Raw genomic sequence first — 12,040 nt, forward strand, 5'->3', positions numbered from 1 at the left:
ACCGTTCGAGCAACCTTCCGGGGAACGACACCGCCCCGAAACTTCCTCCGGAGCTCCTCCGCGTGAGCGGACTGCGCAAGACCTACCGGACCGGCGGGACGGAGGTCGTCGCCGTCGACGACCTGTCGTTCTCCGTACGGGCCGGCGGGGCGCTCGGCATCGTGGGGGAATCCGGGTCGGGCAAGACCACCACCGCCCGGATGCTGATCGGCCTGGAACGCCCCGACGCGGGCGAGATCCTGGTCCAGGGCCGGCCGCTGGCGGCCTCCGTACGGGGGAGGCCGGCCCGGCTGGCCCGAGCCAAGGCGGTCCAGATCGTCTTTCAGGACCCCTACCTCTCCCTGGACGCGCGGATCAGCATCGGCGCGACCGTCGACGGCGTGCTCCGACTGCACGGAATGTCCGACCGGACGGCCCGGGCCGCACGGGTACGGGAACTGCTGGCCCAGGTCGGCCTCGGCGACCGCGAGGCCGCAGCCCTGCCCCGCCGGCTCTCCGGCGGGCAGCGCCAACGCGCCGCGATCGCCAGGGCGCTGGCCGTCGAACCCGCCGTCCTGGTGCTCGACGAAGCGGTGTCCGCCCTGGACGTCTCCGTACAGGCGCAGGTGCTCAACCTGCTCGCCGACGTCCGGCGCGACACCGGGATCGGCCTGGTCTTCGTCAGCCACGACCTGGCCGTCGTCCGCTACGTCTGCGACGAGGCGCTCGTCATGTACCGCGGCCGCACGATGGAACACCGCCCGGTGGGCGAGCTCCTCACCGACCCCGAGCACCCCTACACGCGGCTGCTGCTGGCCTCCGTACCCCGTCCGGGCTGGGACCCCGACTCGATCAGCCGGCGCCGCCGCGAGCTCGCGCCCTGACGGCGCTGACGGCGCCGGAGGCAGCGCCCGTGGCGGGGGCGTGACGGCGGGGGCGTGACGCCGGGGCGGGTCCGTACGAGCCCGCCCCGGCCGGGAGGCTGACGGACCGGCACCTGCGGGCAGCCGGCAGCCGGGTGATCATGGCCGGGATCCGCCCTGGCGCCTCCGGAACGCATGGCGGAAGATCCCTCAGCGGGCGCCGCCCGTGCCTTACGATCGCCGCGGACGGTCCCGCCCGTGATCGCCGCTCGACCCGCACTCGTGGAGGTCAACCGTGTTCCGGACGGCCAGAGGAAACCGCACGCGCCGCAGCAGCCTCCGAATCCGCGTCGGTGCCGCGGCCGCCGCGGCGGGGGCGTTCCTCGTCGCGGGATGCTCCTCGAGCGGCGACGGCCCGGGCGAGGCGGCCGGCGGAGTGCCCGTCGTGGAGAAGGGCAAGCTGACGACCTGTACCCACCTGCCCTATCCGCCGTTCCAGTTCGAGAAGGACGGCGAGGTCGTCGGTTTCGACGTGGCCCTGGTCGACCTGGTGGCGAGCCGGTTGGGGGTCGAGCAGAAGATCCTCGACACGCCCTTCGAGAACTTCAAGACCGGCGCCTTCCTGAACTCCGGCGAGTGCGACCTCGCGGCGGCCGGGATGACGATCACCGACGAGCGCAAGAAGAACGTGGACTTCTCCGTCCCGTACTTCGACGCCACGCAGGCGCTTCTCGCCACCAAGCAGAGCGGCGTCACCTCGCTCGCCGACCTCAAGGCGAAGTCGAAGAAGCTGGGCGCGCAGGCCGGGACCACCGGCGAGAGCTACGCCAAGGCCCAGGGCTTCGACCCCGTGGCCTTCGAGAGCTCGGACGCGGTCCTCAACGGACTGCGCACCGGCCAGGTGGACGCGGTCGTCATCGACTACCCCGTGGTCCAGGGCTGGCTCAAGGACCCCGAGAACGCCGCCGAGTTCACCCTCGGACAGAACATCGAGACCGGCGAGCAGTACGGCTTCTCGGTGAAGAAGGGCAACACCGCCCTCGTGGCCGCGATCGACAAGGCGATCACCGACGCCAAGGCCGACGGCACCTACAAGAAGCTCTACGAGCAGTGGATCGGCCCGCTGCCCCAGACCACCCCGTGACCTCCCGGCTGACCCGGCGCCAGCGCCGCCGGGTCTCGCAGGGGCTGCAGTACGCGCTCTTCGTCGCGGTACTGGTGCTGATCTTCGTCTCCGCGGACTGGGACAGGCTGCAGAACCAGTTCGCGCAGAAGGACCTGGCGGCGCAGCTCTTCCCCGAGATCATCACCACGGCCCTGCGCAACACGGTGGTCTACACGACGTCGGGGTTCCTCCTCGGTCTGGTCCTCGGCCTGGTCATCGCCATGATGCGGCTGTCCTCCGTGGCCCCGTACCGGTGGGTCGCGAGCGTCTACATCGAGCTGTTCCGGGGGCTCCCGGCCCTGCTGATCTTCATCTTCGTCGGCGTGGCGGTGCCCCTGGCGTTCCCCGGCACGGAGATCCCCGGCGGCACGTACGGCAAGGTCGCGATCGGCCTGGGACTGGTGGCCGCCGCCTACATGGCGGAAACGATTCGGGCCGGCATCCAGGCCGTACCCAAGGGGCAGATGGAAGCCGCCCGCTCGCTCGGTTTCTCGCACGCCCGCGCCATGGTCTCGATCGTCATCCCGCAGGCCTTCCGCATCGTCATCCCGCCCCTCACCAACGAACTCGTCCTGCTGTTCAAGGACTCCTCGCTCGTACTGTTCCTCGGTGTGACGCTGTCGGAGCGCGAACTGACGAAGTTCGGACGGGACCTCGCCAGCCAGACCGCCAACTCCACCCCGATCCTGGTCGCGGGCCTGTGCTACCTCCTGGTGACCGTGCCGCTGAGCTTCGTGGTGCGCCGCCTGGAGGCCCGCGCCGACAAGGCCGTGTGAGGAAGACATGCCACAGGAGGCCCCAGCGGTGGACACCACGGCCACGGACGGCCCGGAGATCGAGATCCGGGGACTGCACAAGTCCTTCGGCACCAACCACGTCCTGCGCGGCATCGACCTCGACATCGCCCGCGGCGAGGTGGTGTGCGTCATCGGGCCCTCGGGCTCGGGCAAATCGACGCTGCTGCGCTGTGTGAACCTGCTCGAAGAGCCCAGCGCGGGCCAGGTCTTCGTCGGCGGCACGGAGGTCACCGACCTGGACGTCGACATCGACGCCGTACGCCGCCGCATCGGGATGGTCTTCCAGCAGTTCAACCTCTTCCCGCACATCAGCGTGCGCGAGAACCTCACCCTGCCCCAGCGCCGCGTCCTGGGCAGGGGCAGGGCCGAGGCCGAGGCCGTGGCCCGCAAGAACCTCGCCCGCGTCGGCCTCTCCGACAAGTCCGAGGCGTACCCCGCCCAGTTGTCCGGCGGCCAGCAGCAGCGGGTGGCGATCGCCAGGGCCCTGTCGATGGGCCCGGAAGTGATGCTCTTCGACGAGCCGACCTCGGCGCTCGACCCCGAACTCGTGGGCGAGGTCCTGGCGGTGATGCGGGTCCTCGCGGGCGAGGGCATGACGATGATGGTCGTCACCCACGAGATGAGCTTCGCCCGCGAGGTCGCGGACCGGGTCGTGTTCATGGACGGCGGAGTCGTCGTCGAGCAGGGCCCGGCGGCCCAGGTGGTCGGGGACCCCCGGCAGGAGCGGACCAGGAGCTTCCTCAACCGGATCCTGGACCCTGCGGCGGCCGAGCCGCCCGGGCCCCCGGGCGGGGAACCGGGCCAGGGCGGGGAAGCCTGAGCGCGTCGAGGCGCTGAGCACGTCGAGACCCTGAGCGCGTCGTGCCCCCGAGCGGGTCGTGCGCCCGCCCGGGCCCACCTGCGCCGCCGCGTTGATCATGAGGCAGGATGGCACCCCGTTCGGATGCGCACGCATGCGCGAACGCGGCCCCACGCACGACGAACTGACAGGTGACAAGGTGACCACACCCCTCATCCGGCGGCCCGAAGGGCCGGCCTCCGCATCCCCGGCCCGGCGACGGGCGGAGGACGTCCGTTGACCCGGGACCTCGTCCTGCACGACTGGCTGGTCGCAGGCATCGCGCTGGCCGCGGGCGGACTCGCCGGTCTGCTCCTGCGCGCCCTCGTACGGTGGCTGGCCAAGCACGCCCTCAGGACCCGGTGGAGCGGCGACGACATCATCGTCGACGCGCTGCGCACCCTCGCACCGGCGGCGGCCGTCATCGCGGGCGCCGCCGTGGCCGCCTCGACGCTGCCCCTCGGCCCGCACGTCTCCGGGTGGGTGAGCAACTCGCTGACCGCGCTGCTGATCCTCGTGGCCACGATCGGCGCGGCCCGCGTCGTCGCCGGCCTCGTCCAGTCCGTGGCACAGGCGCGGACGGGAGTGGCCGGATCGGCCACCATATTCGTCAACATCACCCGGGTCCTGGTGCTCGCGATGGGCCTGCTCGTGGCCCTCGAAAGCGTGGGCGTGTCCATCGCACCCCTGCTCACGGCTCTCGGCGTGGGTGGTCTGGCGGTCGCCCTGGCGCTGCAGGACACCCTCGCCAACCTCTTCGCGGGCGTGCACATCCTCGCCTCGAAGACGGTGCAGCCCGGTGACTACATCCGGCTGACGAGCGGTGAGGAGGGGTACGTCGTCGACATCAACTGGCGCAACACCGTGGTCCGCAACCTGTCGAACAACCTGGTGATCATCCCCAACGGCCGGCTCGCGCGCACGAACATGACCAACTTCACCCAGCCCGAACAGCAGTTGTCGATCATGGTCCAGGTGGGAGTGGGCTACGAGAGCGACCTGGAGCACGTCGAGCGGGTGACCCTCGAGGTGGTCGACGGGGTGATGGCCGACATCAACGGCGCGGTCCCCGACCACGAAGGGGCCGTGCGGTTCCACACCTTCGCGGACTCCCGGATCAACTTCACGGTGATCCTCGGCGTCGGCGAGTTCAGCGACCAGTACCGGATCAAGCACGAGTTCATCAAGCGGCTGCACAGCCGGTTCCGGGCGGAGGGCATCTCGATCCCCGCCCCCACACGGACGGTCGCGCTCCATCAGGAGGACCTCCGAGCCGCACCGTCCGCCGCGGCCCCGCCGCTCCCGCACCAGCGCGAGGCGCCGCCCGCGGCCCTGGTGGACGGCGGGCGGTAACGGCCCCCCCGCCTCCGGGACCCGGGGGGACACCGGAGGCGGGCGGCCGGGCGGCGGGCCATAAGCTGGCGACCCGGGCGGCCCGCGCCCGGTGGTTCCCGGACTCCGCCCACCGAAAGGCCCACGTCATGAGTGAGAAGGCCCGCAAGCTGTTCGACGCGCTCGACCTGAACAGCGACGGGGTCCTGACCCGGGTCGAGGTGATAACGGCCCTGCGGAGCAAGGGCCCGACCCTCGCCGCCCAGGGAGTTCTGCCCCTGTGGGCCGTGGGCGACGTGGACGCCTCCTCGGCCCTCTTCGACCGGGCGAACGCGGACGGCGACGACGTACTGACCTTCGAGGAGTTCGAGCGCGAGGTCGACCGCCGCTTCGGCTGGTAGCCGGGAGCGGGCCCCGGATCGGTGCCGGCTCAGTCGCGGATCCCGTCGCAGGCGATCCGCAGGTGCCGGGGCCCGCGCAGCACCGCGTTCTGCCGGTAGGGCGGGGGATCCTCCAGCAGCCGCGGGTTCTCCAGCCGCCGGGCCAGCTCGGTCAGCGCGAGCTGGGCCTCCAGCCGTGCCAGCGGTGCGCCGAAGCAGCTGTGGATGCCGCTGCCCAGGCCCAGGTGCTGGATGTCCTTGCGGTGCGGGTCGAAGCGGTCCGGGTTCTCGAAGCGGTTCGGGTCCCGGTTGCCGGAGGCCAGGATCAGCCACATCGAGGAGCCCTTGGGAATGGTGACCCCGCCGACCTCGATGTCCACGAGCGGGGTGCGCTGCGGCAGCAGCTGCACCGGCGGCTCGAACCGCAGCAGTTCCTCCACCAGCGGCACGGCCAGGGCGGGTTCCTGCCGCAACTCCTCCAGCACGTCCGGGTTGCGCAGCAGGGTCAGCATTCCGTTGGTGATCAGGTTGACCGTGGTCTCGTGGCCGGCGATCAGCAGCAGGGCCGAGGTGCTGAGCAGCTCCATCGTGGACATGGACTCGTCCGGGCCGTGCCCCACGGCCAGTTGGGAGAGCATGTCCTCGCCGGGATCCTTGCGGCGCTGTTCGATCAGCCCGGCCAGATACATGCCCAGCTCCATGCGGGAGTCGTGGGTCTTGCGCTGCCGCTCCGCCGGATCGGAGTCCGGATCGGGGTCCAGGCTCGCGGCGAGGGTGTCGGCCCAGACGTGGAACTTGGGCTCGTCCTCGCGCGGCACGCCGAGCAGCTGGCAGATCATCGTCACCGGGAACGGGTACGCGAACTGGTCGACCAGGTCGATGTTCCCGGTGTCCCCGAGGTTGTCGATGAGACCGGTGACGATGTCCTTCAGCCCGCCGCGCATCCCCTCGACGCGGCGCGGGGAGTGCGGCGGTCCGAAGGGCCGGTTGGTCATCCGCCGCAGCCGGTCGTGCTCCGGCGGGTCCAGCTTCAGGAAGCTCGGCGGCAGCGCCGTCGCCTCCTCGCTCTCGCCCTCGGCCAGCGGGTCCCCGGCCGTCGCGGCCAGGTTGCGGGCGTCGGAGCTGAGCCGCGGATCGTGCAGCAGGCTCTGGATGTCGTAGTAGGTGCTGATGACGTACGGTCCGGTCCCGTCGTGGAAGACGGGGGTCTTGCGCAGCTCCTCGTACAGCGGGTACGGGTTCGCGCGGCTGGAATAGTCCAGGATCTGGCTCAGGATGCCGTGGGCCATGGGGGTCCTCCGGGAACGTGCCGGTCAGTGCCTGGCGGGGGTGAAGGTGGCGATCCGGCGGTCCGCCGGCGAGTACCCGGTGAGGGTGATGGTCGGGCCGTGCGTGGGCACGGAGGGGTCGGGGAAGTCGGCCGGGAGCGGCCGTTGCCCGTCGGAGCGGCGGTCCACCGTGGTGAACGGGGGCGGGAAGGGCGCGCTGGCCTCGATCTGCTTCTCGTAGAACTGCAGCCAGCGCCCGTTGTCGAAGGTGACCGCGCCGATCACCCGGCCCTGGTAGCCGTAGACCGCGGTGAACCGGCGCTCGGACCGCGACCCCTGAGTGATCATGATCTCGCTGCCCATGGAGGGCACGCCCACGGACTTGATGTTCACCCCGAACTGCGAGGACCAGAACGCCGGCACCCACAGGTGCGGCCGGCGGTCGGTGCTCTCGCTCAGCATGTTGTGGGCGGCGGTCTCGGCCTGCGCCACGGCGTTGCCCCAGTGCTCCAAGGAGAGGAACTGGTATCCGAACAGCGCGTGCGGGGAGCGGGCCACGTCGCCCGCCACGTAGATGTCGTCGGTGACGATCCCGCGGAGGTCGAAGGCCCGGCAGCCCGCGTCGCAGGCGATGCCGCGTGGACCCGCGCCGAGTCCGGAGCCGGTCAGCCACTCCGTGTTGCGCTGGGCGCCGAGCGAGACGACCACCACGTCGCATTCCAGCGTGGCGCCGTCGGAGAGGTGCGCGGCCCTGACGCGGCCGGTGGAGTCGCCCTCCAGCCCGGTCACCATGATCCCGGTCCGCAGGTCGACGCCGTTCTCCCGGTGGAGTTCGGCGGCGACCGCCCCGATCACTCCGCCCAGGGCGCCGACCAGGGGGCCGTCGCCGCGTTCGGCGACGGTCACCTCCAGCCCGCGCTCCCTGCACGCCGAGGCGATCTCGGAGCCGGTGAACCCGGCGCCGATGACCAGCACCCGGCGCGGTCCGGCCGCCAGGGCGCGGGCCAGGCCCGCCCCGTCCTCGCGGGTGCGCAGGGTGAAGACCCCGCCGAGCTCGCCCTCGGACTCGTTCGGCCAGGGCCGGGCCCGGACCCCGGTGGCGATCAGGAGACGGTCGTACGGGACCTCCTCGCCGTCGGCGAGCTTGACCGTACGGGCCGCCATGTCGAGCCCGGTGGCCGCGACGCCCAGCCGCCATTCGGCGTCGATGTCGAGCCGTCGGGGGAGCAGGGTGCGGTCGGCGTCGGCCTTGCCCAGCAGCACCTGCTTGGACAGCGGAGGGCGGTCGTAGGGCTCGTGGCGCTCGTCGCCGATCAGGGTCAGCGAGCCGGTGAAGCCCTTCTCCCGCATCACCTCGGCGGCGCGCAGTCCGGCCAGCGAGGCGCCGACGACCACGATCCGGCCGGAGCGCTTGAGCTGGTCCAGGGTGGTGTCAGCCATCGGACGCCTCCCCTCCGGCGCCGGCGGTCGCGGCTGCCGGCGTGCGCGCGGAGGCGCCGCCCGGGCGGTCCAGATCGTCCACGAGGATGGCCTGCACGGGGCAGGCGGCCGCGGCCTGGGCCACGCGCTCGCGCTGGGCCTCCTCGGCCTGCGGATCGTAGAGCAGCCCTTCGTCCCCGTGCATCGCGAAGACGTCGGGGGCGAGGAAGGCGCACTGTGCGTATCCCTGACACCGGTTGAGATCGACGACGAGCCTCAGCAAGGTGTGGTCCTTTCAGTGCCCCCCTGGGCTTCCCGGACCAGCGTGCGCGCGCTCGTGCCGCAGGGCCCGTCCGCAGCGGCCATCGGAGTGAGGTCCTGGCGCCCATCAGGAGGCCGGCCCGGTGGCCGGGGCGGTGGCCGTGTGGGGGCGGCCCCGGCCGGACCGCAGGATGTACAGGCTCACCACCAGGGCCCAGGCCGGGAAGACCAGCTCGGACCAGGGCACGGAGGAGCCCGCCACCAGCAGCACCAGACCGGCGAGGTATCCGGCCAGGGCCAGCGGGCGCGGGAAGACCCCGAGCCGGCGGCCGATCGTGGAGGTGGCGAACACGAAGACGGCGGCCATCCGCATCCCGTAGGTGGTCAGCAGCGTGTAGGCGAAGTGGCGGCCGAACTGCTGGGGCTGATCGGAGTCCAGCACCGTCCCGGCGGCCGCGGCGGCGCCGAAGAGGCTCGCGACGAAGATCAGTCCGCTGCCCAGGAAGACGGTGGCGACGAACCGGTCCTCGGCCTCGCCGGAGTGCTCCCGCAGCGCGCCCATGAACCACAGGAAGGCGATGCCCGCGAACGGCACGAGCTCCAGGGCCGTGGTCACCGCGTCCCGCTGCCCCGAGCTGACCTCGAGCTCGGCCGCTCCGCCTCCCTCCGGCAGGGCGATGCGGGCCAGCACGATCGCCGCCGCCATGAGGGCGGCGAAGAGGATCCCCGCCAGCCCGGCCGCCCTGGGGGTGCCCAGGCTCTGTCCCGGGGTCGTCCCCGGTGCTACTCGTCTCATGCGTCCAGCAAGCCCGGGGTCCGGCCGCGGTGCCAGTGGGGCCGCGCGCCCGGGTGACACGGGGCCGGGGTCCCGCCCCCGTGCGACGAGTGTAAGAAATCATTGACATGGGGTACGGATCCTTTTACATTCGTGATGTCAAAGTTCTTTTACATGGGAGGGGGTGCGGTCGTGGCCTTCGAAGAGAAGCGCGCATGGATCATGGGGGTGGTCGCGATCGTCGGATACGCGGTCTACCTGGTCGTCGTGCTGGGCCGGGCGGGCGACGGCGTCCCCCTCGCGGAGGTCCCGTACGTCATGCCGCTGCTCTGGACGGTCGGGGGCGCCATCGTCGCCGCCGTCCTCTGCAACATCGCCGTGGCGGTTGCCGAGCGCGGCGAGGCCGAAGTCAAGGATCAGCGGGACAAGGAGATCGGACGCTTCGGCGAGCACGCCGGGCAGTCCTTCCTCGCCATCGGCGCCGTGACCGCGCTGATCCTCTCGATGGCCGGCGCGGACCGCTTCTGGATATCGAATGCCCTCTACCTGGGGTTCGTCCTCTCGGCGGTGCTCGGTTCGGCCGTCAAGCTCGCCGCCTACCGCAGGGGGTTCCAGTCGTGGTGAAGCCGACCGGCATCACGAACCGGATCAGGATCCTGCGCTTCGAGCGCGCGGAGATGACCCAGGCGGAGCTGGCGGGGCGCATCGGCGTGACCCGCCAGACCGTCATCGCCATCGAGAAGGGCCGGTACTCGCCCTCGTTGGAGACGGCCTTCAGGATCGCCCGCGTCTTCGCGGTGCCGCTCGAACAGGTATTCCAGTACGCGGGCGACACGGACAGCACGGACAGCACAGCCGACGCACACGAGGAAGGGGCGGCGCCGTGAAGGCGATCGTGCAGGACACGTACGGCTCCAGCGAAGTGTTGGAGCTCAGGGACATCGAAACGCCGAGGCCGGGCGCGGGAGAGGTGCTCATAGCCGTCCGTGCCGCCGGGCTGGACGCGGGGGTCTGGCACCTCATGAGCGGCAAGCCCTACCTGGTGCGGCTCCTCGGCTACGGGCTGCGCGCACCCAGCGTGCCCGTACGCGGCCGGGAGGTCTCCGGCCGGATCGAGGCGGTCGGCGAGGGGGTGAGCACCTTCCGGGTGGGGGACGAGGTGTTCGGCATCTGCGAGGGCTCCTTCGCGCAATACGCGACCGCCCGGCAGGACAAGCTGGCGCTCAAGCCCGCCGGCATGCCCCTGGCGGAGGCGGCAGCCCTGCCGATCTCGGGGCTCACCGCCCTCCAGGCACTGCGCGACGCGGGGCGCGTACGGGCCGGGCAGCGGGTCCTGGTCATCGGCGCCGCGGGCGGGGTCGGCACCTTCGCCGTGCAGCTGGCCAAGGCGTACGGGGCGCACGTCACCGGAGTGTGCAGCACCACGAAGACGGAGCTGGTGCGCGGGCTCGGCGCGGACGAGGTCATCGACTACACCCGCGAGGAGTTCGCGGACGGCGTCCGCCGCTACGACCTCATCCTGGACACCGCGGGCAACCGGCCCCTGTCGTACCTCCGGCGCGCCCTGACCCCGCGCGGGACGCTCGTGATCGTCGGCGGCGAGGGCGGCGGCCCCTGGCTGGGCGGCATGGGCCGGGTCCTGTGGGCCGCGCTGCTGAACCCCTTCGTGCGCCACGGCCTCAAGGGGTTCATCTCCGCCGAGCGTCAGGCCGACCTGGAGGTCCTGGGGCGGCACGTCGAGGACGGCACCCTGGCCCCGGCCGTCCACCTCACCTGCCGGCTCGCCGACGCCCCGGACGCCATCGATCGGCTCCACCGGGGCGAGGCGCGCGGAAAGATGCTGATCACGCCCTAAGGCGCGGGCGCCGTGTGCGTGCCGGTGCCGGCCGCGGCGGGCGAGGCGGAGGTGCTCGGAGCGGGGGGCGCGGTGGGCACGGGGGGCGCGGTGGGGGCGGGGGAGGCCCCGGGCGCGGCCGCCGCGGCCGGGGTCCCGGGCGTGCCCGACGGGGCCGCGGGGGAGCCCGACGGGGCCGGGGAGCCCGACGGGGTCGCGCCGGGCGTGGCCGTGGGGGACTCCGGGGCGCAGACGATCTCGTCGCGCGGGGTGTAGTGCGTACGGAACGTCTCCCGGCCGACCTCGTGGCCGCCCCGGACGAAGACCCGGTCGACGGAGACGTCGAACCCTTCCAGCGGGGTCTGCGGCTCGCAGGTCGGGCCGGTGACGGTGCGCTTCACCGGCGGGGCGACGTGGGTGCGCGGGCCCTTGGTGGCGCGTATCTCGTCGTACTGCTTCGTTCCGAGCAGGGTGACGGTCACCGAGGTGGAGGTGGAGGAGGCCAGGACGGTGACGGGGTGGCCCGAGTCGTTCTGCCAGCGCAGGTCGAGGGTGCCCCAGGCGACGGTGGCCTCGCGGCCTTCGGGGTACCGCTCGATGTAGAAGGAGTGGGCCCCGTGCTCCAGCGGCTTCAGGCCCGCGAAGAACATGGCGTTGTACATGGTCGTCGCGACCGCGGAGACCCCGCCGCCGGGGGACTTCACGTACCGGCCGTCGTTGATCATGATGCCGTCGACGAAGCCGTTCTCCTCGGTCCGCTCGCCCACCGCCCGGTTGAAGCTCCAGACGTCGCCCGGCTGGACGACGGCCCCGTTGATCAGTTCCACGGCGCGCGCGATGTTGTGGGTCCGGTAGGGCGCCGCGGGATAGGCGACGGTGAAGGTGGACAGGACCTGCTGCCCGACGGCTGCCGGGGCGGTGGCCGCGGGCTCGGCGGGCCGGTCCGGGGCGGGCGTGCCCGCGGCGGCCGCGGAACCGGCGGAGAAGCCGCCGAGGCCGAGCACGGCGGCCGTCCCGGCCGATATCAGGGCGATCCGCGTGGTGGCCGTACGGCCGTGGGCGCGTCGCATGTCTCTCCCTGTCGCTTCGGAATCCAAACCACACAAGCTTGGTCCAAAACGGACCAAAA

General features: G+C 72.0%; 13 protein-coding genes and 1 pseudogene. 9 read left to right on the top strand and 5 right to left on the bottom strand.

What is annotated here, in order from left to right:
- The first annotated feature begins 62 nt into the window (after positions 1–62).
- The 6 genes from ABZY57_RS11670 to ABZY57_RS11695 all read left to right on the top strand — a co-directional run bounded on the left by ABZY57_RS11670 (position 63) and on the right by ABZY57_RS11695 (position 5,375).
- Positions 63–863 carry an ATP-binding cassette domain-containing protein gene (locus ABZY57_RS11670; RefSeq protein ID WP_356510740.1) on the top strand — a complete coding sequence of 267 codons (801 nt, stop codon included), beginning with the start codon at positions 63–65 and terminating at the stop codon, positions 861–863.
- A gap of 322 nt (positions 864–1,185) precedes the next feature.
- Entirely contained in the window at positions 1,186–1,986 is an 801-nt protein-coding gene (locus tag ABZY57_RS11675) for an ABC transporter substrate-binding protein (protein WP_356510742.1), read from the top strand.
- Positions 1,983–2,783, top strand: coding sequence for an amino acid ABC transporter permease (locus ABZY57_RS11680; RefSeq protein WP_356510680.1), 801 nt, complete (start codon positions 1,983–1,985; stop codon positions 2,781–2,783). Before ABZY57_RS11675 ends, ABZY57_RS11680 begins: the two co-directional genes overlap by 4 nt.
- A 28-nt stretch (positions 2,784–2,811) precedes the next feature.
- Complete coding sequence (locus ABZY57_RS11685; protein ID WP_356510682.1) at positions 2,812–3,624, top strand: amino acid ABC transporter ATP-binding protein; 813 nt, start codon at positions 2,812–2,814, stop codon at positions 3,622–3,624.
- A gap of 255 nt (positions 3,625–3,879) precedes the next feature.
- Complete coding sequence (locus ABZY57_RS11690) at positions 3,880–4,995, top strand: mechanosensitive ion channel family protein (protein WP_356510684.1); 1,116 nt, start codon at positions 3,880–3,882, stop codon at positions 4,993–4,995.
- A 128-nt stretch (positions 4,996–5,123) separates the two neighbouring features.
- A complete protein-coding gene (locus ABZY57_RS11695) occupies positions 5,124–5,375 on the top strand; it encodes an EF-hand domain-containing protein (RefSeq protein WP_356510686.1) in 252 nt (83 codons plus the stop codon).
- A gap of 29 nt (positions 5,376–5,404) precedes the next feature.
- Here the strand turns inward: ABZY57_RS11695 and ABZY57_RS11700 are convergent, their stop codons facing one another.
- The 4 genes from ABZY57_RS11700 to ABZY57_RS11715 form a co-directional block, all read right to left on the bottom strand.
- Positions 5,405–6,643 carry a cytochrome P450 gene (locus tag ABZY57_RS11700; RefSeq protein ID WP_356510688.1) on the bottom strand — a complete coding sequence of 413 codons (1,239 nt, stop codon included), beginning with the start codon at positions 6,641–6,643 and terminating at the stop codon, positions 5,405–5,407.
- A gap of 24 nt (positions 6,644–6,667) precedes the next feature.
- Entirely contained in the window at positions 6,668–8,062 is a 1,395-nt protein-coding gene (locus ABZY57_RS11705) for an FAD-dependent oxidoreductase (RefSeq protein ID WP_356510690.1), read from the bottom strand.
- On the bottom strand, positions 8,055–8,321 hold the full coding sequence (locus tag ABZY57_RS11710) for a ferredoxin (RefSeq protein ID WP_356510744.1): 267 nt from the start codon (positions 8,319–8,321) through the stop codon (positions 8,055–8,057). The genes ABZY57_RS11705 and ABZY57_RS11710 overlap by 8 nt, the downstream gene beginning before the upstream one ends.
- A gap of 108 nt (positions 8,322–8,429) precedes the next feature.
- Complete coding sequence (locus ABZY57_RS11715) at positions 8,430–9,098, bottom strand: hypothetical protein (protein ID WP_356510692.1); 669 nt, start codon at positions 9,096–9,098, stop codon at positions 8,430–8,432.
- Between the two features lie 135 nt (positions 9,099–9,233).
- Between ABZY57_RS11715 and ABZY57_RS11720 the strand changes: the two genes are divergently transcribed.
- Genes ABZY57_RS11720 through ABZY57_RS11730 form a run of 3 tightly spaced genes read left to right on the top strand, consistent with a single transcriptional unit; the run spans position 9,234 to position 10,932 of the window.
- The gene (locus ABZY57_RS11720; protein ID WP_356510694.1) at positions 9,234–9,701 is read left to right on the top strand and encodes a hypothetical protein; all 468 of its coding nucleotides are present in this window, start codon (positions 9,234–9,236) and stop codon (positions 9,699–9,701) included.
- Positions 9,695–9,964, top strand: a complete 270-nt coding sequence (locus ABZY57_RS11725; protein WP_356510696.1) for a helix-turn-helix transcriptional regulator — start codon at positions 9,695–9,697, stop codon at positions 9,962–9,964. The genes ABZY57_RS11720 and ABZY57_RS11725 overlap by 7 nt, the downstream gene beginning before the upstream one ends.
- Positions 9,961–10,932, top strand: a complete 972-nt coding sequence (locus ABZY57_RS11730; RefSeq protein ID WP_356510698.1) for an NAD(P)-dependent alcohol dehydrogenase — start codon at positions 9,961–9,963, stop codon at positions 10,930–10,932. Before ABZY57_RS11725 ends, ABZY57_RS11730 begins: the two co-directional genes overlap by 4 nt.
- Positions 10,933–11,159: 227 nt before the next feature.
- On the opposite strand, the pseudogene ABZY57_RS11735 reads toward ABZY57_RS11730, so the two are convergent.
- A pseudogene (locus tag ABZY57_RS11735) lies at positions 11,160–11,819 on the bottom strand (VanW family protein); the annotation flags it as partial.
- Positions 11,820–12,040 lie beyond the last annotated feature (221 nt).

Origin of the sequence: Streptomyces sp. NPDC006450, assembly GCF_040612195.1 — a bacterium.
GTDB lineage: Bacteria > Actinomycetota > Actinomycetes > Streptomycetales > Streptomycetaceae > Streptomyces.

Excerpts from the sequence above, each read along its gene's own strand:
- ABZY57_RS11720 (WP_356510694.1), top strand. The coding sequence starts at position 9,234 with ATGTCAAAGTTCTTTTACATGGGAGGGGGTGCGGTCGTGGCCTTCGAA.
- ABZY57_RS11715 (WP_356510692.1), bottom strand. The coding sequence starts at position 9,098 with ATGAGACGAGTAGCACCGGGGACGACCCCGGGACAGAGCCTGGGCACC.
- ABZY57_RS11700 (WP_356510688.1), bottom strand. The coding sequence starts at position 6,643 with ATGGCCCACGGCATCCTGAGCCAGATCCTGGACTATTCCAGCCGCGCG.
- ABZY57_RS11695 (WP_356510686.1), top strand. The coding sequence starts at position 5,124 with ATGAGTGAGAAGGCCCGCAAGCTGTTCGACGCGCTCGACCTGAACAGC.
- ABZY57_RS11705 (WP_356510690.1), bottom strand. The coding sequence starts at position 8,062 with ATGGCTGACACCACCCTGGACCAGCTCAAGCGCTCCGGCCGGATCGTG.